The sequence below is a fragment of the Vibrio sp. L85 genome (genome assembly GCF_963871815.1).
GTDB lineage: Bacteria > Pseudomonadota > Gammaproteobacteria > Enterobacterales > Vibrionaceae > Vibrio > Vibrio harveyi.
The window spans coordinates 1-20,404 of the sequence record NZ_CAWMYL010000064.1 but is presented as its reverse complement, the minus strand read 5'-3'; the positions used below and the strand labels follow the sequence as shown (position 1 = coordinate 20,404).

General features: G+C 41.6%; 23 protein-coding genes. 19 read left to right on the top strand and 4 right to left on the bottom strand.

Annotated elements, in window-relative coordinates:
* Positions 1-5: 5 nt before the first annotated feature.
* The 16 genes from AACR11_RS08180 to AACR11_RS08105 all read left to right on the top strand — a co-directional run bounded on the left by AACR11_RS08180 (position 6) and on the right by AACR11_RS08105 (position 15,291).
* Complete coding sequence (locus AACR11_RS08180) at positions 6-830, top strand: hypothetical protein (RefSeq protein WP_079324293.1); 825 nt, start codon at positions 6-8, stop codon at positions 828-830.
* On the top strand, positions 830-2,311 hold the full coding sequence (locus AACR11_RS08175) for a type II secretion system protein GspD (protein WP_017191220.1): 1,482 nt from the start codon (positions 830-832) through the stop codon (positions 2,309-2,311). The genes AACR11_RS08180 and AACR11_RS08175 overlap by 1 nt, the downstream gene beginning before the upstream one ends.
* Positions 2,308-3,483 (top strand): hypothetical protein, encoded by a 1,176-nt coding sequence (locus AACR11_RS08170; RefSeq protein ID WP_079324291.1) that lies wholly within the window; start codon positions 2,308-2,310, stop codon positions 3,481-3,483. The genes AACR11_RS08175 and AACR11_RS08170 overlap by 4 nt, the downstream gene beginning before the upstream one ends.
* Positions 3,480-4,088, top strand: a complete 609-nt coding sequence (locus tag AACR11_RS08165; RefSeq protein WP_079324289.1) for a hypothetical protein — start codon at positions 3,480-3,482, stop codon at positions 4,086-4,088. Before AACR11_RS08170 ends, AACR11_RS08165 begins: the two co-directional genes overlap by 4 nt.
* On the top strand, positions 4,085-5,701 hold the full coding sequence (locus AACR11_RS08160; protein WP_079324287.1) for a GspE/PulE family protein: 1,617 nt from the start codon (positions 4,085-4,087) through the stop codon (positions 5,699-5,701). The genes AACR11_RS08165 and AACR11_RS08160 overlap by 4 nt, the downstream gene beginning before the upstream one ends.
* Positions 5,692-6,690: a hypothetical protein gene (locus AACR11_RS08155; RefSeq protein WP_017817484.1), complete on the top strand. Its 999-nt coding sequence runs from the start codon at positions 5,692-5,694 to the stop codon at positions 6,688-6,690. Before AACR11_RS08160 ends, AACR11_RS08155 begins: the two co-directional genes overlap by 10 nt.
* Positions 6,691-6,699: 9 nt before the next feature.
* Positions 6,700-7,227: a hypothetical protein gene (locus AACR11_RS08150; protein WP_079324285.1), complete on the top strand. Its 528-nt coding sequence runs from the start codon at positions 6,700-6,702 to the stop codon at positions 7,225-7,227.
* The gene (locus AACR11_RS08145; protein ID WP_017191214.1) at positions 7,227-7,754 is read left to right on the top strand and encodes a hypothetical protein; all 528 of its coding nucleotides are present in this window, start codon (positions 7,227-7,229) and stop codon (positions 7,752-7,754) included. Before AACR11_RS08150 ends, AACR11_RS08145 begins: the two co-directional genes overlap by 1 nt.
* Complete coding sequence (locus AACR11_RS08140) at positions 7,754-8,701, top strand: type II secretion system protein (protein ID WP_079324283.1); 948 nt, start codon at positions 7,754-7,756, stop codon at positions 8,699-8,701. Before AACR11_RS08145 ends, AACR11_RS08140 begins: the two co-directional genes overlap by 1 nt.
* Positions 8,702-8,713: 12 nt before the next feature.
* The gene (locus tag AACR11_RS08135; protein WP_079324281.1) at positions 8,714-9,202 is read left to right on the top strand and encodes a hypothetical protein; all 489 of its coding nucleotides are present in this window, start codon (positions 8,714-8,716) and stop codon (positions 9,200-9,202) included.
* Positions 9,203-9,379: 177 nt separating this feature from the next.
* On the top strand, positions 9,380-10,411 hold the full coding sequence (locus tag AACR11_RS08130) for a trypsin-like serine peptidase (protein WP_223295702.1): 1,032 nt from the start codon (positions 9,380-9,382) through the stop codon (positions 10,409-10,411).
* Between the two features lie 156 nt (positions 10,412-10,567).
* On the top strand, positions 10,568-11,074 hold the full coding sequence (locus tag AACR11_RS08125; protein ID WP_017191210.1) for a hypothetical protein: 507 nt from the start codon (positions 10,568-10,570) through the stop codon (positions 11,072-11,074).
* 386 nt (positions 11,075-11,460) lie between these two features.
* A complete protein-coding gene (traF, locus tag AACR11_RS08120) occupies positions 11,461-11,985 on the top strand; it encodes a conjugative transfer signal peptidase TraF (protein WP_017191209.1) in 525 nt (174 codons plus the stop codon).
* A gap of 47 nt (positions 11,986-12,032) precedes the next feature.
* Complete coding sequence (locus AACR11_RS08115; protein ID WP_079324279.1) at positions 12,033-12,548, top strand: lytic transglycosylase domain-containing protein; 516 nt, start codon at positions 12,033-12,035, stop codon at positions 12,546-12,548.
* Positions 12,549-12,638: 90 nt separating this feature from the next.
* Positions 12,639-13,349, top strand: coding sequence for a hypothetical protein (locus AACR11_RS08110; protein WP_079324277.1), 711 nt, complete (start codon positions 12,639-12,641; stop codon positions 13,347-13,349).
* 43 nt (positions 13,350-13,392) lie between these two features.
* Positions 13,393-15,291 carry a type IV secretory system conjugative DNA transfer family protein gene (locus AACR11_RS08105; protein ID WP_079324275.1) on the top strand — a complete coding sequence of 633 codons (1,899 nt, stop codon included), beginning with the start codon at positions 13,393-13,395 and terminating at the stop codon, positions 15,289-15,291.
* 89 nt (positions 15,292-15,380) lie between these two features.
* Here the strand turns inward: AACR11_RS08105 and AACR11_RS08100 are convergent, their stop codons facing one another.
* From AACR11_RS08100 to AACR11_RS08085, 4 genes are all read right to left on the bottom strand, one after another.
* The gene (locus tag AACR11_RS08100) at positions 15,381-15,542 is read right to left on the bottom strand and encodes a hypothetical protein (RefSeq protein ID WP_189338759.1); all 162 of its coding nucleotides are present in this window, start codon (positions 15,540-15,542) and stop codon (positions 15,381-15,383) included.
* A gap of 8 nt (positions 15,543-15,550) precedes the next feature.
* A complete protein-coding gene (locus tag AACR11_RS08095; RefSeq protein ID WP_223295701.1) occupies positions 15,551-16,273 on the bottom strand; it encodes an FRG domain-containing protein in 723 nt (240 codons plus the stop codon).
* 76 nt (positions 16,274-16,349) lie between these two features.
* Positions 16,350-18,059 carry a TraI/MobA(P) family conjugative relaxase gene (gene traI, locus AACR11_RS08090; protein WP_079324273.1) on the bottom strand — a complete coding sequence of 570 codons (1,710 nt, stop codon included), beginning with the start codon at positions 18,057-18,059 and terminating at the stop codon, positions 16,350-16,352.
* On the bottom strand, positions 18,056-18,376 hold the full coding sequence (locus tag AACR11_RS08085; RefSeq protein WP_017191200.1) for a plasmid mobilization protein: 321 nt from the start codon (positions 18,374-18,376) through the stop codon (positions 18,056-18,058). Before AACR11_RS08085 ends, traI begins: the two co-directional genes overlap by 4 nt.
* Positions 18,377-18,690: 314 nt before the next feature.
* Between AACR11_RS08085 and AACR11_RS08080 the strand changes: the two genes are divergently transcribed.
* The 3 genes from AACR11_RS08080 to AACR11_RS08070 are packed head-to-tail and all read left to right on the top strand — an operon-like array spanning position 18,691 to position 20,347.
* A complete protein-coding gene (locus AACR11_RS08080) occupies positions 18,691-19,041 on the top strand; it encodes a hypothetical protein (RefSeq protein ID WP_017191199.1) in 351 nt (116 codons plus the stop codon).
* A gap of 15 nt (positions 19,042-19,056) precedes the next feature.
* Positions 19,057-19,851: a hypothetical protein gene (locus AACR11_RS08075; RefSeq protein ID WP_017191198.1), complete on the top strand. Its 795-nt coding sequence runs from the start codon at positions 19,057-19,059 to the stop codon at positions 19,849-19,851.
* Positions 19,844-20,347: a hypothetical protein gene (locus AACR11_RS08070; RefSeq protein ID WP_017191197.1), complete on the top strand. Its 504-nt coding sequence runs from the start codon at positions 19,844-19,846 to the stop codon at positions 20,345-20,347. The genes AACR11_RS08075 and AACR11_RS08070 overlap by 8 nt, the downstream gene beginning before the upstream one ends.
* The last annotated feature ends 57 nt before the right edge of the window (positions 20,348-20,404 follow it).

Below are 20,404 nucleotides of genomic sequence, written 5' to 3'. Positions count from 1 at the left end.
TATGAATGAACAAATTCCTAGTGTTATTGGGAGGCTTCACCACGTTTGCGTGTTGGGCTTCAACAAATCCCGTCAGTGCTGAATTAAAAGATTCACGCTTATTAATTTCAGGGGTATCAACGCCTATTGTTAAGCCTGTTCACGACAAACGAGGCTATGTGGAATTGAAGAACATTCAAACCCCACCACCAAAATCCACGGCTATCGGCAAAACGCCACTTAAGCGAGTTTCCATAGAAAAAGTGGGGCCAACTCTCCCACAAACCCAAGCCAAAAAGATGCTTCCACCTACCCCACCTAAAAAGGTATTACCAACCACCTTTTTTGTTGCAAAAGGAGAAGCACCACTTAGAGCCATCCAATCATGGTTTAAATCAAAAAATATTAACCGTATAGCTTGGGCCTTGGATAACCAACAACGTCGCATACTGCTTACGCCTGTTAAGCAAAATATAAACTTTACCGGAACACTTCCACAAACCATCAAAGCACTCGGAAAGCGCTTAGATTTGCCTTTGGACTTTGATGTGCAAAAAGGGATAGCCGCGGTTCACACCTTAGATACCTGGCCGCAGATTGAGTGGGTTCATGGTCAGTCCCTCAAAGAAGCCGTGGCGAATATTACCAGGGCTTACGGATGGACTTGGGTTGCTGATGGTCCCATCAAGTCATGGACATCAAAGGATGATTATCCATTGATGGCACCTTACGGAATAGTAACGCCACGAGGCGCATTAGATTTAGCCCTCGATACCATTTTGGATGGCTACCCGGTACGAGCCGAACTGATTGAAAGTTCGCGTCTCGTGATTATTAGAGAGAAAGAATAATGAAAAAGACAACCATTTATCTATCACTTGCTATCACCATGCTTAATGGTTGTGTGAGCCAAGATTATCGTGATACGAAAGCACAGGCATTGGCAACACAACAGCAAATGGATCAAGCAAGAGAAACACAAGCGTCCCCTTTAGGTAACGTGAGCTTTTTAAGTAAACCTCCAGCAATCCCAACACCGATTAAGCGCGACGATTCCCCCGCATGGTTAAAAGAAACCGTTCGATTGAAAGCGACTCAATTGCCCCTTTCATTAGTCTTAACCAAGCTATTTAAAGGGACGGGCATTGATGTGGTTTTTGATCCAGATGCAAATCCTAATGCACCTGTAACAATTAACATGGACGCCTCTCGTAAATCTATTATCAATATACTCACAAGTATTACCCGATATGCCATCACAACCGAAGGTGAAACCGTCCGCGTCGGTTATTATCAAAGTGATACTTTTGCGCTAGATATTCCATCAGGTAAATATTCAGGTCAGCAGGGAGGCAAAGGAGAACAATCTGGCTCTGACGCCGAAAATGGCGGAGCAAAAGTCACCGGGCAATACCTCACGACGACTTATGACAACGTTGATATCGTGGAGCAAGTTGCCAATGCAATGAAAGCCATTCTTATCGATGAGCAATCCGACGATGAAGAGAAGTTAGTCGGCTCAGTAAAAGTCGTGCCCGGGTTATCCGCTATCACCGTTCGAACCACACCTAGCCGCATGGCTCAAGTTCGACAACTCGTCGATACCTACCAGGCCAAGCTCAATGATCAAGTACTGCTCGAAGCACTGATATTAGAGTTTCGGAGTAATCTTGGTAAAGACCAAGGCATTGATTGGAACCTCTTAAAAAATGTTGGGAATGGCTCACTTAAGTTCATTATTCCGGGCACCTCCACCGCATCAAATATAATCAGTGGTAGCTCTGGATTAGCGTTTACTGGCCGAGGTAAATGGGATGGGACGACTGCATTTATTAAGGCGCTAGAGCAACAAGGCACGGTATCAACCAGTACACCTATTAATATCCTCACGCTTAGCTCACAGCCTGCACATATTGCACAAACTCTCACCACTCCATACCTGTCTGATATTTCCAAAGACGTGACTGATACGACAACATCAACCAGTACAACGCGAGGAAAAGTCAAAGAGGGTATCGACATGATGGTCAATACCAACGTGAAAGATAACTTTGTCTGGATACGCACAACAGGGAAATTGACCAAGATTGCAGGAGATTACACAGACGTCATTGACAATGCGAAGTTACGTTTTATCTCAACACGTGACGCAGACTTATCTTTCACCAATAAGGTGCGTTACGGGCAAACCGTGGTTCTGGGTTCAATTAAGCAGCAAACCAAAACGGCCAACAAATCCTCATCATTTGGGTTAGATGGCTTAGGCTCCCAAGCCAGCGGACATGAAACGGTCGAAACATTGGTGTTACTCACACCTCGGAGAGTGAAATGAATGAATTTAACATACCAAATCATGTTATCGCTTCATCACAAACCACGAGCGCTTTTAAGTTAAGTCGAAAGTTTCCCGCCAAATTTACTTACACCACAAAAAAGAACGGATGGCTCGTCCATTACTACTCAGATTTGCCCGGGTGTGTTGCTCTCTCTGAAGTGTGGCTTAAGAAAATCACAGACTTTTATGAAGAGAGTGCACCTTGCTGGAGCTTGATCACTCCCTACCAGGGTGACTCTGTGTTTTTTATGTTGGTGCGTGATGGCGTGGTACGAGAATCCATCGTACTTCCCGTTGGAGATTTAGATGAGGTCGATCTCGCTTGTAGTGACACCATCTACATGACCGAACCAAGCGAAGTCAATGTGGCGTATGCACAGGTGAGAAAGCGCCTCAATGAGATTGGATTAAATGACAGAGTATGCTCTATCCATCCACTCAATGATAACGAATACCTTGGTTTTGAACTCAATGCTAAGCGCTCTTATAAGATGGCAACCATCTTTACGAGTCTGGCGGTACTGCTTATCGCCTTACTTTTGATTTGGTCACCAACAAAACAAGATGCCAAGCAGACTCAAGAGGAGCAAGTCATTGATGAATATCTAGGGTATCGATCGCAGATGAAAACAACGTTACCCGCCTTTGAAGCCATCAACAGTGCATTTCGAATGGCGTCATACGGTGTGCTCCTACCCAAAGGATGGTCACTTAACCAAATCACATTAAATGGTCACCAAGTGATAGCTACCGTGATGCGTGAAAAGGAAGGTCTTTATTCAGTCGCACAAACATGGCTAGAGATGCATTCGGATCTAAAACCATTTGCCACGTTATACCCTGACCGGCTTCTTATTACTCAAAGCATAAGCACCACATTAAACCATTGGGAAAATCAAATACCTACTTATGGTTCAATACAACCGCTTATCGATAAGTTAGTGGTTCAAAGCTGGGGAGTAGACAGCTTTAAGGAAAGCAAAAGTGCCACATTCACTGCATTAGAGATGACCGTGAGAAAAGAGGACGTTTATGTCAATGAACTTCAATCACTCGTCAATACATTCAGTGAACTGCCAATCGGTATCAATTCTATCGCAATCGCTCCTGATGGCATCGCCACATACCGCGTTGAAATGAACCTGAAATACATCGGAGAAAATCAATGAAAATATCCAAACAACACGTCCAAATATCTGTCCTGGTGGTTGGTGCTTTGGCTGTTATTGCTGTATGGGTCGCTCCCATGCTGATAAAGGATGACGCAGAGATACCAGCAATTACGGCGGCAAAGCCTACCGTCTCAGCGCCCATCATCAAGGTGAAGCCAAAACCAGCATTAGTCCAAACAACGATTAAGTTGGATAAAGGCGCAAAAGAAGTGATCGCAAAATCACATGAGCTTTTTTTAGCCAATATGCAATCTAGCATTGAAAGAGCGAAGTCTGAAACAAGACGATCACAACAAGAGGGGGTAAGTGAAAGGTCGGGGAGTTATGTTCCCCCGATAACCATCCTCGATGTGGGTAACACGAACACATCATCCCCGAAGACTCTAGCCAGTCATCCAGTAAAGCCCATTGACCAGTTCACGCTCAGTGGGCTTTTTGTTAGTGCAGCGGAAAGGACGGCTTATCTGACTTTTTCTGGTGGTCAAGCTTTCCAAGTGAAAGAGGGCAATGTTTATCACGGAGTCAAAGTAAAAACCATTTCTGAAGCTGGCGTCATGCTAAGCATGGGTAAGAAAACACGATTTTTAAAGGGGGGACTATGACTTCCATTTATCAATTAACGAAAGAAGAAGGGGATGCATTGTCAACGCTATGTCGTGATGATGGTTACACCTTTGTTGATAATGACCTCACCGTCAAAACCTCTAACTTACAAGCCCCCAATTTGGGGGCAATTGTTAACTTAGTTCAAAGCTTAGAGTGCATGGTCGGGCAAAAAGTAAAAACTGAAAAGGTACATCAAAGCGAGGTCGATAGCGCCCTTGATGATTTAACACGCCAGCGTACCAGCAACAAAGACAAAACCCAATTGAACGCCGTTGAAAAACAATTACGTTCTTTATGCCAAACCGCCGTCAACGAAAACAGTTCTGATGTTCACGTACTCACCACCCGAGAATCCACTAAGTTCTTAATTCGAGTTCATGGCACACGAAAATTCATTGAGCGCTTCGCGGATAACCAAAACGCTAAAAACCAACCTCGCCAAGTCGGACTGATGTTGATTGACTACGTATTTTCCACATTAGGCAATCTAGATATTCAATATCAACGCCCAGCGAATGATCGTTTTGAAATCGATTTAGTGGTCGAGGGTAAGTCTCGTACCTTTGAGTGGCGAGCGGCACTTATCCCAACCTTTGATGGACCAAAATTAACCCTTCGATGTTTAACACCAAAAGACAAAGTTCGAGCCTTGGAGGATATGGACTTACCTGCGCCATACGTCGAAACCTTGGAGCGAATGGTTCACAAAAGACAAGGCGCGATTGTGGTTACCGGTCCTATGGGGGGAGGGAAAAGCTCATTGGTTCACGCCATGTTGGAAAAAGTGGACCGAACAGCAAGAAACGTCCATTCATTGGAAGATCCCGTTGAATTTTCACAAGAGAACGTTTGTAAGACACAAGTGACACCCAACCAAGAAACCTATGATGGCAGTGGTGTTTATCTGGACTACGCATTCTATTGTAAAGAGACACTTCGCCATGACGTTGATGTGTCCAACATTGGTGAGGTTCGAGAAACATTAACCGCTATCGAGTTCTGCCGAAAAGCAGAAACGGGGGGGTTAGCCATTACTACCTTACACACCAACTCCGCTATGAGTGTACCTCAAACGTTTATTCGTCAGTTGAAAGTGCCTGCCGCTATCGTTGGCGCTCCAGACTTAATGGCGCTCTTTGTTCACCAAAAGTTAGTAAGAACACTATGCCCGCATTGTGCATTTTCATACGCCGAACGGGAAGAAGAATACGTTCGTAGCACATATAAGAAGTACGGCATAAATAGCTTGGACTTCAAAGTCGGACAACTGCAAAAGCTGTGCAGTGAACAAGAGCTTCAATCCGTCAAAATACTCAATCCTGATGGCTGTGAAAAATGCGACTTTCTTGGTGAAAGCGGACGAGCATCCGTCATGGAGTTAATTGTCCTTGATGATGAAGATCGCAAATTCATCATCAAAGAAGACGCCCACGGATGGAAGCAGCACCTTCTTGATAGGGGCTGGGTGGATATTAAAGACCACACAAAATTTAGGATAGTGAAGGGGCAAGTAGACATTCTTTCTGCCTCAGAGCAAGTGGATAACTTGGTTCCAATTCCGGTTTCTGACATCTACCACGAAATGCGAGGCGCCTTGCAATGCAAATAATGGGAAAGACGCTGGACCAGTGGCTCTTTACCAATAAGGAGCAAATTGCTTTTCTCCAGCAGTGGATAAAGGCCGATAAATACAAATTGAGTACGCATGATTTTTGTCGCGCCTTAATTGAAAACGGGGACAGTACCTTAAAAGCCATAGGTCAAGCTGGACTGGAAGCGCCAGGGCAAGGAAAGAGTTTTTCTGATGTTTTAGAGGGTTGGCTACCTCCTGTTGTACTGGCGACCATCAAAGCTTCGGAAAAAGCGGGGAAGCGCTACTACGGCATTATGACCGCCGTTGACCAGTTGCAAGGAGGGGAAAATATCATTGCCCAAATTGTTCGGATCATGGCATTTCCCTACATCTTAACAGTGGGCTTTGGCTTCTATGGCGTTTATATCGCCGACAAAATGTTAATCACTATCGACTATGCCCCAGGGCTTGGTCTGACAGTGAGAAATATCATGACGACTTACGGGCCTTGGGTATCAGTATTGGTTCTTTTTCTCATGGTAATCATAGCTATCGCGCTACCCAATTGGAGTGGAAGCACCCGAGAGACAACAGACTCACTGCCTCTCTTCTCTCTATATCGAACTGCGGTTGCGGCAACCATATTAAAAACCTTAGCCAACTTAAACAGTTGCGGCATGAAGTTGGACGATGCTTTGGAGGAAATCGAACAACACAATACGCCCTTTGTTAAATACCACATCAAAAAAATGAGACAGCAAGCCATTGGTCAAACCAATCTAGGCTTAATTCTCGATACCGGACTTTTACTCCCTTACGAACTGAGTGCCATGAAAACACTCGGCAGTACTGTCGATTACTCTTTACTGCTCAAAGAGGGAGCACAGTCTCATTCTGAAAACACCAAGCAACGTATCGCTCGATTAAAAGCAGTGCTGCCTAAAGCCGGTATTTTTGCTGCCATTTTGGTACTTGGTTCTTTAATCGTATCGTCAACTTATCAACTTTATACATCATTTATGTAAGGAACAATTATGAAAACAACTCACACAGTAAACGAGCAAAAAACAACAACGATGACACAAAAAACCGTACTGAAATCACGCAAACAAGCCGGGTTTTCTCTTATGGATTTCGTGTTTTGGATGGGACTCGCCGCCCTTGTTGCTGCAGGCGTCGTAGGCATGGCTGCATCAGGCAAAGGCAAACAAAAGATTGGAGCGACCGTCACAGACGTGACCGAAATGCGCGCAGCAACCGATGCATGGGTAGGGGGTATTCCAGATGCAACAGGCGTTAGCCTCACTGAAATCTGTAAAGAAGGCTACGGTTACAGTAAAGCCGCTTGGTGTAGAGTAAACCAATACGGTGGAACATACACAGTAACCGTCAATGCATCCAATAAATCATTGATTGATGTTGCTATCTCTAAGGTTGAAAAAGAGAACGTTAACGCTTTGGCCAATCGTTTAGCCACTATGAGTGCAGAGCGCTGTATTAAAGCGGATGCATCATGTTCTAGCATCAAAGTGACGACTAATAACATTACTGTCACATTGTAATGAAGCGCCAGCATGGCGTGTCTGTATTTTCTTTCTTATTAGCCTTAGTTACCGCCAGTGCCACACTGGCGGTAACTTTACCAATGATCCAATCGGCGATAAGTAAGGCTCATAACGAAGAGGCATTTAAAATAGTCGCATCCGAAGTACTCAGCGCTTTGGAGCTCGCTATTTCCGACCACTGGCAGAGTTCAGAATGCCGCGCACTTTCTGTCCCGCCAACTCTCAAGCAATTGGTCGATGATTATCAAGCAAACCCCATTATTTTAACCGCGGGGTATGACGTCAAAATCACCTATCACTTTGCTCCTAAAACCACGTTTAGCAACGCAATCAAATTGACCATTACACCACCCAGCCATGTTCCAGTCGCCAGCTTAAAACAAGCAGCAATGGAGCTCACCAGGCTGTATGTGTTCAATGATAAAACGCTGGAGCTATACAAAGCCTTATCTCCCATTTCTTCTCAAATGCAATTGCAATACTTCGATGGAAAAACTGGGTGTATGCAAAAGGATTACCGCTAATGCAAAGACAAAAGGGGTTTACCTTACTAGAAACACTGATCGCATTAAGTTTGTTTGCCCTTGGTATTACTGGATTCTTTAGACTCTGGAGCATCAACAAAGAGACTCATGCCGCCGACAACTATCGAGCACAAATAGAACTCGTTATCGAGGCGTTACAGAAGTATCAATACCAGCAACGTACATTAGGCGTCCCTAAGATAGATGAGTTTCCAACTAACCTCACCGATTTAGTCACAACGGATGAGCAATTTTGGATCAACTGTTCAACAGCCGATGAAGCGGCTCGTCGCTGCGTTCGCCCTGACTTTTTACCTTGGGCGAGTCAGCGCATTGGATACCAGGCAGGACATAAATCCGTCACGATAGGAGGGAATGTAAAAGATGTTGCATTTGCAGAAATGACATTTCCTCTAAACCCCACCGTGATTAAGCCTGATTACCGAGCAAAGTGGGCGGCAAAGTTAATGACACTCCCTTATGCCAAACAGCAACCTAATGGCGATGTAAAAGTGACCATTTACGATCCGCTATTAGCTCAACTCTATGACGCCTTCTTGCAAAAAGACGGCAGCGTTCCACTGACTGATGATTGGGACGTAGGCGACAAAGCCCTATCCAACGTTTCCGATATGTTCATTCGTAATGCTGATGGCAGCCAAAGCTCAGTAAGTAAACGCCTGACCGAAACTTACGTGATGCAGCATAACGGCAAAGTCTTCAAACCAGCATGTCCTATTGGTCTAAGTGCAAGCATAGGATTTGGAATTGGACAGATTAATGTGGGCCCGAAGTACCAAATATTTGGTGACTTAAAACCCTACATCAAAGCCGAAACAAGTAAGTATTGGCAACTGGGTTTAGACGTTCGAGTTAAAAACCTAACAACAGGCAGAACCGAACTTCTTCATACAGGCGATATTCTCGCCTTCGCACAATGTAAATAAGGAAAAGCAGATATGAAAACAAGATTAGTATTATTAACGCTTTTATCGGCGGTAGGGTTCGCTGCGCAAGCTTGTGATACATGGGATTTGGATTGCAATGGCCGCATTTCAGCTGATGAAGCGCGAGCCTCTGATAGAGCCAATACCGCACAAAATGAAGCCAATAGCATTCCACCTGCAACAACCGGCTTGGATCCCTGGTTTGGTGATGAAGACTACGGTGCAAACCAAATGGGTAAGTGGGTAAAAGTATCAAGCACCCTGGTAGATTGGGCTTCTTCTGGTGAATATGGCATTGCTTTATCACCTAACGCGCTAGGAAAAAGCTGTGTGAAAGGAAGCAAAGGCTTGCTTGCTAAGCAAACCACTTTGCCAGCCAAGAAAGTGTGTGCAAGTAGCCATACTAGCGCTTCTGGAGAAAAGGTCTGTCATTATTACAAAACAGAGCCTGAAACCACTATAGCTGACTCATCAAAAGGCTATCGAGCAGAGTGTAAATAACCAAAATAAACGCTCAAGGATGAGCGTTTTTGGGATCAAAACTGAAGTATGCCGATCGATCATAAGAAACCATTTTTTAGTCTAAACGATCATAGATAAAACAATGAGTTAAGCTCGTCCGTGCTGGTTAATTTTGATACAATACCTTTATTGAGAATCATGTTTAGGAAAAGAATAATGATGAAACAAACATACCTTGCTGCGCTGACTTTAACACTTATCTCTACTCATACTTTTGCCGTTGAAAATGGCACTCCAATTGATTGGCGCACACAAGATACGGCAGCACGTTTAGATAATAAAGCGAAAAGCCATGATGCGAAATGTTCAGGTACTTTAATTGCAGGGCGCTTTGTATTGACATCGGCACACTGCATTTACCACTCTGATAGCCTAGACACTGTCACTACCTCAAATGCGACTTACTCGGTCAATGCCTCTCAATTTATTATCCATCCTGATTTTAATGACAATGATAGCGCAACAAACGGTGATGTAGGTTTGATTAAACTGAACACACTAGCGGACTATCAGCAAGTGCAATTTATTAACACCGAAGAAAAAACACCAGGGGAGGCTATCACGGTTTATGGATTCGGGGGGAACACTAAACTTAACCGTGCAGACTTTACTTTTAGTCATTACCATTGGGCTAACCATGAAAAAATTTACTTTAATCAAGTAAATCAATCTCATACAGTACCCGGTGACAGTGGCTCTGCTTGGTTTAACAAAAGCCAAGAAATTATTGGAATTCACCAAGGTTCAAAAATAGATGGCGACCGACTCACTTACGGACCTGATATCGCTGCAACGAGAATAAAAAACTTTATCTTAGAGAAAGTGAACGGTTGGCACTATCCAACTTTGGTTACTGCTAAGGGTAAGAAAACAATTACTGTTCAATCTTTGTTTGTTAATGATGTCAGTGATATGTCATGGGGTGATAACGTAACTATCTCAGGTGGTACTTGCTTAAATGGCAACATTAAACCATTCAGTACATGTACTTATGAAATCGAAAGTGACGGAACGCCAGGCACACTTCACCTATCAAATGAAGCTAAAATCACAATTAATAAAGCAGTGACTCCAGATGATGATAAAAAGCCCAAGCCTGATGATGGTGGAAAATCAAGCGGAGGTTCATTTGGCTTCTTTAGTTTACTTGGATTAATGGGACTGGCGCTCAACCGTAGACGCAATTAATAGTCTCTCTATCAAATAAAAGCGGCATCATGAGAATGCCGTTTTTTTATTTATTATTATATTAGACATCGCACACAAAATTTAATCTCGTTGCGTTTACTTTTTCAGCACATGATGATGGAATAAATTCTCATAGACTAAACAGGGACAAAAAAATTGGTTAAAAAAATCTCATCAGTTGCTCTTTTACTTCTGTCTACATTGGCTATTGCCTCATCAGCAAATGCCAAGTCGAATAAAGACATGATTTGGCATCAAGATAAACAGAATACATTTAAAGCTTATACCACAGCATTAAACTCATCCCACGTTGATGCTTTTATCAGTTCAAAAAACTCAAATATTACATTCGGTTTAGTGTGGGAGAACACTAAATACTGCAAAGATAAGGAGGGTATTATTGATGATGCAGCGGTATTTTATGTAGATGGACAACCAATTAAAACGACAATATCCTGCTACCAACATAAATACGTAAACAACATTGTCAGCACTAAGAATGGTACTGAGTACGTTGCCAACCTCTTTTACAACAAAGGTAATGATGGACAGGTTAAGATCACATTGAAAAGCTCCGATGGTGACACAAACTACCTCTTTACAAGCAAAGAATTCGGCAAGCTTTATACCTTCTTGCAAAACACAATTAAAAAACCTTTGTAGTCAATTTTAAGTACCAAAAATACCTCGCGTCCTCTTATTTACCATCCATAGCACCTCATCATGAGGTGCTATTATTAAATAGCCTTCACTTTCTCACCTGAAATAAAAAGGTTTCATTTTACTTCAAGAACAAATCAAGCTCGCTTTTGGCTGCTATAACGAGGCGAAGCCTCTTGTTGAGACAAAAGGAGTACCACGCCATGCGTGGAGCTTTTCAGTTAACTAAGTATCTCTTTTTATAATCTGCTGTCATAAAGGGCCTGCAGCCGGACTTTCGCAGCATAAAATAATGACCGGTTCCGACATCGAGTGCCAAATTTTCCACATCAAAACCTTATTACACAGAATAATACTCTGTTTCCACCCTATACACTTGGGACTACCCTATGAAAACACAAAGATTAAAAATCACCTACGTGATGTGTGCCATCAGCATATTTACTTTGACATTATGTTATGCAGCAGGCTATCGAGTTAATACCAGCAACTCTTATCCGCCGGGCATCTACAAAATTGGAAAACAACCTTCTTATCATGTTGGGGAGTTGGTTTTCTTCTGCCCTCCCAACAATGATGCTGTTCATATGGCAAAAGAACGTGGCTACATCAAGCTTGGTCTGTGCGTTAGCCATACAACACCGGCTATCAAAAAGATTTTTGCAACTGCTGGAGATCAAATAGAACTGAATGACGTAGTGAAAATTAACGGTTTATCTATCCCGAACACGACCATTCTCTCACACGACTCTCAGGGACGACCGCTTCCAGCTCTGAAAAGTTTTACTCTATCCAAGCATCAGTTTTTTATGCTTTCAGATCACGCGCCCAAAATAAGCTATGACAGCCGCTATTACGGTCCCATTACTGACAGTGCAGTGATAGGTAAAGCCAATCCTATTTATCTTTTCTAAGACTAATCTCTGCCAAGCCCTGTCCACTTTTTAAGAGTATTTGAACCATGATTGACTTCGCTCAACTCGAACACTGTATCCATCAAGTTCATCCCACGACAATTGCACAAATAATCAAAGTAGAGTCCAGCCAAAAAACACTCGCACTGAATGTAAACACTTTACCTGGACAAGCGCCCCCTAAATTCAAACAACCAAAAACCAAGCAACAAGCGGTTAAACTTGCCAATTACTACATTTCACTTGGTCATACTGTCGATCTTGGGCTCATGCAAGTGAACTCAAATAACTTAAACGCTTACGGGGTTAGCATTAGTGATATGTTCGAACCATGCAAAAACATATCGGTAGGCTCTGACATTTTATTCAACGCTTACCAGCGAGCATTAAAAATCGACTCTAACCCTGCGAAAGCTTTAGGAATTGCCCTGTCTTATTACAACACTGGCAGTCCGCATCGAGGATTTAAAAACGGGTATGTCAAAAAGTACGTTAAAAATGACATTCCCGAGCAAGTCCTAACCGCACCATCCAGCATTCAAATACAAGGGCTTTATGACTGACTACTCATGCCAGGCTGAAGAAATCCAAAACAATTCATACCAGGGCAACCTTTCAAGGTTGCCCTTCTTATTACTGAAGGAGTAGAAACCATGAAATCGATGTTTCAATTGACGGAAGAAGAAGAAAAAGAGCTTGCAGCATTTGAAGAAGCTCGATTGCTTGAGCAGCAAGAAGAGCGAGAAAAACAGAACGTTGTGGCTTTTCGGATGAACGGGTATGACGTCATGCATAAAGCTCGTTTACCACTGCATTTTAGAGCTCGTATTCGAGAGATGCGAGTCGGCGACACATTCATTATGGGTTCAATCCGCCACGTTTACGACGAAGAGGATGTAGGCAAATCAGGTTATGAAGGCGTTGCTGAAATTTATGTGACTAAAGAGCGTAAAGGGCAATTTCATTTACGCTGTAACTGGAGTCTTTTAAGTAAGCCATCACGCCCAATGATGTTTGCGCACGTGACATTTAAATACGAAAAAGGCGGGGTATTTGCTTTCTTAGGAACGCACGCTAGAGAAGAGTTACGCAATGTATGTTTGGTCAGCCGCTATATTCACCACCTAACCAAACAAGCCAGCAAAGAAGAACTGGATGGTTATCACCGACTGGGTATCCCACCTTTTCTTCAAGGCGTGAATATTGACGAAAACCTTCGAACAACATTCGCTTACGTCCCTCCTGTAAACGATATGAAAGCCCTTCGAAGAGTTCATTATCAATTCAAACCAGAACAGATGCCAAAGCCAATGATGGAATGCATTTTAGACGTTGGCATCTTTACTGGTGACATTTCTTTTTAATTTGGATAGGCGCATTCAAATTGACACGGAGAAGTAACCACATATGATTCAGCAAAAAAAGGTTGGCTACCAAGAAAAGCCAAACTCTTCTTTCACACCCAAAACGAGAGTCAAAGCGGCTCTTTTTTTGTGTCTAACGTTCCTACTACTTAACCTGGTACTCACACTATTCTTTATCACCCGGTATAACTGGGATTATCAGTACTTATTAAACCCATTCATCTGGATAAGTTGGACATTTCAATACAACAACGTCCCCCTTTTTTACCATGCTAGATTGGTATTCTTATTAGCCATGCTGTTGGCCATGGGCATAGTTTATCTCTACTTATACAAAGGGAAGAAACCACATGGTAATAACACTTCATCAGGTACAGCACGCTGGGCGAATATAGGCGAGATTAAACAAGCTTCATTACTTAATGGTCGTGGTGTTTACGTTGGAGGTTATGAAGAACTTAAAACCAACACGTTGCACTATTTGCGTCATGATGGACCAGAGCATATTTGCGCTTATGCGCCCACACGCTCTGGTAAAGGGGTGAGTTTGGTTTTACCTACCCTACTAGGCGGTTGGTCTGAATCAGCCGTCATTCTCGATATCAAAGGTGAGCTTTACGATGAAACGTCAGGATGGCGACACAAAGGAGAAAATAATATTGTCTTACGCTTTGATCCCGCGAGACCAGAATCGATTCAATTTAACCCACTTGAAGAAGTTCGTATCAGCCAATTAGTAAATGGGCGTTATGAACCCAATGGATTTGAAGTAGCAGACGCACAGAACATTGCCATGATGTTAGCAAATCCAGAAGGGAAAGATATGGAACACTTCGAAGAACAAGCTTACTCATTAATCATTGCTTTGATTTTGCATAATCGATACAAATCTGCACATACGGGTTTAATGGCGTGTCTTGCTGATGTGGGCGCAACATTAAAAGATCCAGATACTCTCGATGTGTACGTAATGTTTTCTCAGATGATGACATTTCCACATTTGTGCCCGACTAGCAATCAAGTGGAATGTTCTTTTTCTAAAGATGAAGAACAGATGCAAGCTCTTATCGACATGGACAAAAGCGACACTCATCCTGTGGTGCTCCAGATTGCTGCCGATATGTACAAAAAAGCATTCAAAGAACTCTCTGGTATCATTTCCACCGCTTCACGAGCCTTTACACTGTTTCTCGATCCCGTCGTCGCTAAGAATACATCCCGGAGTGATTTTGCCTTAGATTCGCTTAGAAATGGCAATAATCCATATTCACTGTATGTTGTGGTGCGTCCTAATGATATTGACCGCCTAAGACCACTGACACGGATTATTTTTACATTGATACTGAAACGCGCTACTGAAACGATGGACAAGCCAAAGCATCGTTTATTAATGCTATTGGATGAATTCACATCAATGGGACGCCTATCAGCACTGGAGGACTCTATAGCGTATGTGGGCGGTTATGGCATCAAGATTTATTTAATCATTCAAGATACCGAGCAGCTCCATCGATACTATGGTAAAGAAGAAACCGTTACGTCAAACTGTCATATCCGAATTGCGTTTGCACCAAACAAAGTGCCGACGGCGGAAATGCTATCAAAAATGACAGGGACCATGACCGTAACACAATTGAAAAAAAGCGTGTCAGGAAAAAAAGGACAAAGCTTAACGAACATCACTTATTCCACCGAAGAAAAAGCACGTCCATTGCTAACTATCGATGAGGTAATGCAATTACCTGCTGCATTGAAAAATGAAGCCGGAGATAAGATATTGGCTCCTGGGGCAATGTTGATTTTCGCGGCTGGATTTCCTCCCGTATTTGGAAAACAAACCTTATGGTTTTTCGATCCCATATTTCAAAAACGTCATTCCAGTGCTGGCGAACGAATGTCGCCACCGACCGTACGATCTCAGAGACTCGAAATGCACCATTAGAAATAAACCAAAGAGGGGCTATCGCCTCTCTTTGATGGCTTCGATGTAGGTACTTTCTGAGAGGGGAACTTATATGAGCATCAATTTACTTACCGCTTTCGAATTTTAAAAGGTTGCTCGCCGTTTTCATTAGGACGGTTAAGCAGATTAGTTAACATATGGCGTAACCTTGAATTCTCACCTTGATGGCTTTCTACTACAGCCTGAACATCTTCTAAAAGCTCTCTTAAGTATCTTTCATTGTTCTCCATTGTTTTTCCTAATATTTCATTTCACGAGTTTTACGGTTTACGTATCTTGCCAATCCATCTAGATCAGGAAACAACGTTGCCTCATTAACACCATAGTTATCCAGCATTTTCCTTATATCTGCCTTCAAATCGGCCGGGATTATATAGCGTTTAACCATCGTATTTTCATGAGAAAAAACTGACCGAAAAACAGGGAAAGGTGCATTAGGTGGACAATGAATAGTAAAGAGCCCCTTTTGGCTAATTAACCTTCGATTGATGGCTTTTGGTTGATAGCATAAAACGCCCTCGTACCTTTCTAACTGCTCTTTTGTCAATGAACTTTTCGCATGATGTTGAATAGATATCGCTTCAAGAATATACAATGTAGCATCTTGTTCCGGCTCACTCGCTACGGCAAAAAAACACGCCACTAGAGGGTTTAATGTCCAATCTAACAACCGAGTAGCTAAGCCATGATGTTGAGCTATAGATAACGTTTCGATAAAACTATCCGATAAATCAGTCATCGCAACAGCCGATCTCTCCCACTCAGAGCAACGACCAAGATCCCTATTGTTATCTTTGGGAAGAAGGTACTCTTCCCTACCACTAGCAGGCAAAAGCTCCCAAGATGAATTAGCTTGACCTCTAAACCAGAATCCAAACCCATCTTGACTAGAGTGACAACTAAATAATTTATGCAAAATTTCAACAGATTCAACCCGGTAGGTTGTCATTGCTTCGTTCAATCTTTCCTCCCAAATGAACCTCATTTTCAATTTTGTGCAGGAAGCACTTTACTTCAAATACGAATATCTTCTCTAATCATAACTCCACCTCAACATCATGGTCACGACTTCTCCCTAGCGTGATCACTTTACCAACTTTCATAGACTTGTATTTAGACAGGCTCTTACGCTCAATTTCCTTAACATAAACAATCCCACCTTTACGAAGCAGAATAGCTGATTGATCCTCCATGTTTCGATAACCACCAAATACAAATTGACCGGCTTCACCTCTGTACATTTGATGAGGTTCTATAGACTGAATCCTTTCTCTATCTTTATTACGATTATCAATAAACAGTTCGATTGGGGTTTTCTTCGGTTCTAGATGGACACCAAACCCCAGTGCAATACGCTCAATATCCGCATGACGAGAATTATCACCAAACGTTAAACTATCACCATACTTCAATTGTCCAAACTTAAGCATGGCTAACATCGCGCTATCGCTTCCATCACAAATCAATCCTTTCCCTGTGTCTCGAATTTCAAAACCCTTATAGTCATAAACTAAGTGACCATTTTTATCGACACCTGGTACTTGTCCGTCAACAACACGATCCCCTATACCAGTCAAATAACAAGGGATAAACTTCCCATCTCGACGTAACTTAGCTAACGCCTCATCGCTACCATTTGCGGCTTCCATCCTTAAGTAGTCATTAAACGTTTGTGCACCAAACTGCTCATAGATAGCTTTGCGCTTTTTCACATTCACCTGCTTGAGCATGATTTTTTCAGTTGCGTAATTGGTCGCTAACTGTTGATACAAAGAACGCCTTTTGAAATACGAGATCTTACTGGTTTTTATTTGGGCTTTAGCTATAGCGTTAGAAGCACGTATTGCCAAAAAGGATTGATCGTTCTTTTGCTTGAGCTCGGCAAGTAACGCTGCTCGTTGCTTAGCACGGTCATTTTTAGATTTTGTATACTTCTTATAAAGCTCATCGTTACTTCTCTTGTAACTACTCGCCTTAGAAGGTTGCTCAAAATCTCGATATTCTCCTAAGCTCTTTTCCATTTTAAACAATGAAAGCTTACTACTAATCTTTGATAACCCTATCGAATGCTCACCATCAGTTAACACCAATCCATTACGTACTTTTTTTAGATAAACGCCTTTTTCTTTCAAATGGAGTTCTATATCAGACCAGTGCTTAGCTGTATTAAAAGCGGCTTCTAAGTCATCGGAAATAGATTCTTTACACCATACATAGAAACTTTTTTCGTTAGCATATACATCCATGCTTAACTTATTTTCTTTTTCGTTGCCCGGAATTGTTCTTTCTAATCCATGTTTAATCTCCAATTCCTCTCGCGCTCGCATCATGTCTCTTTGATAAAAGTAATTATTTACAGCTTTATAAGTTTCTTGGTTTATTCTATTAATAGCGATATGAAGATGATAGTTATCTGTATTCTTATGAGCGACCGATATTCTTTGATGCGTTCCCATCCCCACCGACTCTGCAATTGTTTGCTCTATATCATCCATTTGCTCACGTGTTGGTTTTTCACCCACTGGAAAAGAAACAATCAAGTGCATCGTTTTACTGACTTTTGTTCTCTCATTTCTAGCTTGAGTCATTTTTATTTCTAAAGCAGCCAAGTCAATATCATCGGTAATACAATTACTAATTGATAGATAGTCAACCTTTTCACCACTATTAGAGATATCAAGCATGTAATTAAGTAAACCACTAAATGTACGTTTATTTTTCTTTGCCGTAATTTCTGAAATAATCATAAAGAACCAATCTTTTGCTTTAGCATCTGTGTGGCTTCATAAAGCTGATTTTCAATTATTCTAATTTGGTTAGAACTATATTTAGTATTTTCCTTAAGTGATAGACGAAACAGGTTACCCAACCGGGCTAAGTCCGCATTCATTTTCATTAGCAATAAAATAGATTCATGATCCGCTGACGTAGAAATCTTTTTTCCTAATGCACATTTTCGCATGTAGCTTGATGTAGTTTCACCAACTTTGAGCGCTCGCTTTTCTATGGCTTCTTTTTCATCGGCTGTCACTCGAATATTAATTATCTCTTTCTTATGAATCATCGATTATCACCTATGTTCTTTGGGGTTAGCGCAATTTATTGCGCATTAAGGCGGTAGCCGCAGCTTCGCAGAACAAGAGGCTTGTGTGTTAATGAGCTTGCGAATGTATACACACAAGCACATCTTGCAAGATTCCTCAGCCTCCGAGTATACAATAAGTAACGATAATTGCTCAAACCGCTTTGCAGATAACAAAAAATAACAATAATTAACTATAATTGATTATAAAAAGTGCAGAGTTAACGATAATTTCGTATAATTAACCATAATATCCAATAGACACGGATTGATTGAGAATACGTAAGGGGTCTAGCATGGCTAAGAAAGGCGAAGCTTTTGCCGAATTTATGCGAAACATTGATAAAGTTAAAATATCTCTAGAATACCATCATGTTATGCGATTTGCTTATAACGAGCTAAATCAAAATGGCGTGATAACCTGCACTTACACAAACTTCACTAAGCTTTGTAATAAACACATTTACAAGACAGAATCAAAAAGCAAAGTAATACCTACTCACGCTGTTAAGAATGATTCTCCAGCAATCAGAGAACCACAACAAACTGAACAATCACAACAACCTAAACTTGGTCAAAGTAGCTTTAATAAAACACCAGAGCACCAAGGCGTAGTCACTGACGAAATTGAAAAGAAACTTTTTTAAATTGGGGAAATCAACATGAGTAACATTCACTTCTTTCTACAAGGTAAAGGCGGGATCGGTAAAACAACGCTTAGTAGCTTTGCAGCGCAATATCTAAAATCAATAGGAAAATCCGTTGAATGTTTTGATACCGATACTGTTAACCACTCATTTATGCAATGGAAAGAATTAAATGTAAAAGAATGTAATATTTGCGAAATGAATGGCGATGTTAACCATCATGCAGCTGAGGAAATGATTGAATACTTATTAGAAGAATGCAAGAGCGAAAATATTATTATTGATAATGGAGCATCATCATTTTTACCCATGCTATCATATTTAGTTGAAAACGAGATCATTAGCATCCTCAAAGGTGCCGGACATAATGTATTTATTCACACAATTATAGTCGGCGGCACAGAAACTAAAGATACTGCCGTAGGTATGGATAGTGTCATTAACAACTTAAAAAATACGGATGCCAAAATTATCATCTGGCTTAATTATCATGCGGGTGAGATTTCTGCTAATGGCATTTTATTTAGCGATTGGAAAGTGTATAAGGACAATATTAGACACATTGCGGGTGTTATTGAAGTTGATTTCCCAACAAAAAGCCAGCTTTTTGCCTTCGATCTAGATAAAATATTGAAGGAAAAAATAACATTTAATACCGCTATTGAAAATTCAAAGCTAATTTCTCGCAATCGCTTAAAAATCATGCGTGACCACCTATTTACTAGCATTGAAAGCAGTGGGGTTGATTGTTTTGCAAACACTACAAACAACCAAGCCACAGAAAAAAAGGAAGCCAGCAAACATGAGTAAAAAAAGTGAATTGCCTATCCTTGACGATAAATTTGTTCAAGAAGTAAAAAACGTCTTACAGATCCAATATGGGTTCATTTCTATTGAAGAACCTGTATTGCACATAGCAGTGGCTAACGCCGCTGCTATAGATGTGATTTTAAACAAAATGGTTTCTCGCACGGACATCATTGATCAGTACATCAATGAACAAACTGGAAAAGTCTCTGACGAGTTCTCCGAACTTTTAAAAACGTTCTCAAAAAGCTTTCAATCCACATTGAGAAAAGACTTTATACAAATTCAATCGGAAGCATTAGAGCAGGTAACAAACTCTAATGAGGCCGTGAGAGTAAAGTTAATACGAGAGGTTGAGCAGTTAATCAAAGAGCACCAAAAACAAACACAATGCAGACCAGCAAATAAAGCACAGCTGATAATCTCTAAGATTACATGGTTTGTCTCTGGGTTTGCTGTTGCCTTAATCATAGCAGCAGTGATCAATGCGTACTTATAGTGCATTTTATATACAACTGACGCCGCTTCGCTCTGTCGGCTTTGCACTGGCTCTACA

Coding starts and splice junctions, on each gene's coding strand:
- AACR11_RS08180 (WP_079324293.1), top strand. CDS start 6: ATGAACAAATTCCTAGTGTTATTGGGAGGCTTCACCACGTTTGCGTGT.
- AACR11_RS08175 (WP_017191220.1), top strand. CDS start 830: ATGAAAAAGACAACCATTTATCTATCACTTGCTATCACCATGCTTAAT.
- AACR11_RS08170 (WP_079324291.1), top strand. CDS start 2,308: ATGAATGAATTTAACATACCAAATCATGTTATCGCTTCATCACAAACC.
- AACR11_RS08165 (WP_079324289.1), top strand. CDS start 3,480: ATGAAAATATCCAAACAACACGTCCAAATATCTGTCCTGGTGGTTGGT.
- AACR11_RS08160 (WP_079324287.1), top strand. CDS start 4,085: ATGACTTCCATTTATCAATTAACGAAAGAAGAAGGGGATGCATTGTCA.
- AACR11_RS08155 (WP_017817484.1), top strand. CDS start 5,692: ATGCAAATAATGGGAAAGACGCTGGACCAGTGGCTCTTTACCAATAAG.
- AACR11_RS08150 (WP_079324285.1), top strand. CDS start 6,700: ATGAAAACAACTCACACAGTAAACGAGCAAAAAACAACAACGATGACA.
- AACR11_RS08145 (WP_017191214.1), top strand. CDS start 7,227: ATGAAGCGCCAGCATGGCGTGTCTGTATTTTCTTTCTTATTAGCCTTA.
- AACR11_RS08140 (WP_079324283.1), top strand. CDS start 7,754: ATGCAAAGACAAAAGGGGTTTACCTTACTAGAAACACTGATCGCATTA.
- AACR11_RS08135 (WP_079324281.1), top strand. CDS start 8,714: ATGAAAACAAGATTAGTATTATTAACGCTTTTATCGGCGGTAGGGTTC.
- AACR11_RS08130 (WP_223295702.1), top strand. CDS start 9,380: ATGATGAAACAAACATACCTTGCTGCGCTGACTTTAACACTTATCTCT.
- traF (WP_017191209.1), top strand. CDS start 11,461: ATGAAAACACAAAGATTAAAAATCACCTACGTGATGTGTGCCATCAGC.
- AACR11_RS08115 (WP_079324279.1), top strand. CDS start 12,033: ATGATTGACTTCGCTCAACTCGAACACTGTATCCATCAAGTTCATCCC.
- AACR11_RS08110 (WP_079324277.1), top strand. CDS start 12,639: ATGAAATCGATGTTTCAATTGACGGAAGAAGAAGAAAAAGAGCTTGCA.
- AACR11_RS08105 (WP_079324275.1), top strand. CDS start 13,393: ATGATTCAGCAAAAAAAGGTTGGCTACCAAGAAAAGCCAAACTCTTCT.
- AACR11_RS08100 (WP_189338759.1), bottom strand. CDS start 15,542: ATGGAGAACAATGAAAGATACTTAAGAGAGCTTTTAGAAGATGTTCAG.
- traI (WP_079324273.1), bottom strand. CDS start 18,059: ATGATTATTTCAGAAATTACGGCAAAGAAAAATAAACGTACATTTAGT.
- AACR11_RS08085 (WP_017191200.1), bottom strand. CDS start 18,376: ATGATTCATAAGAAAGAGATAATTAATATTCGAGTGACAGCCGATGAA.
- AACR11_RS08080 (WP_017191199.1), top strand. CDS start 18,691: ATGGCTAAGAAAGGCGAAGCTTTTGCCGAATTTATGCGAAACATTGAT.
- AACR11_RS08075 (WP_017191198.1), top strand. CDS start 19,057: ATGAGTAACATTCACTTCTTTCTACAAGGTAAAGGCGGGATCGGTAAA.
- AACR11_RS08070 (WP_017191197.1), top strand. CDS start 19,844: ATGAGTAAAAAAAGTGAATTGCCTATCCTTGACGATAAATTTGTTCAA.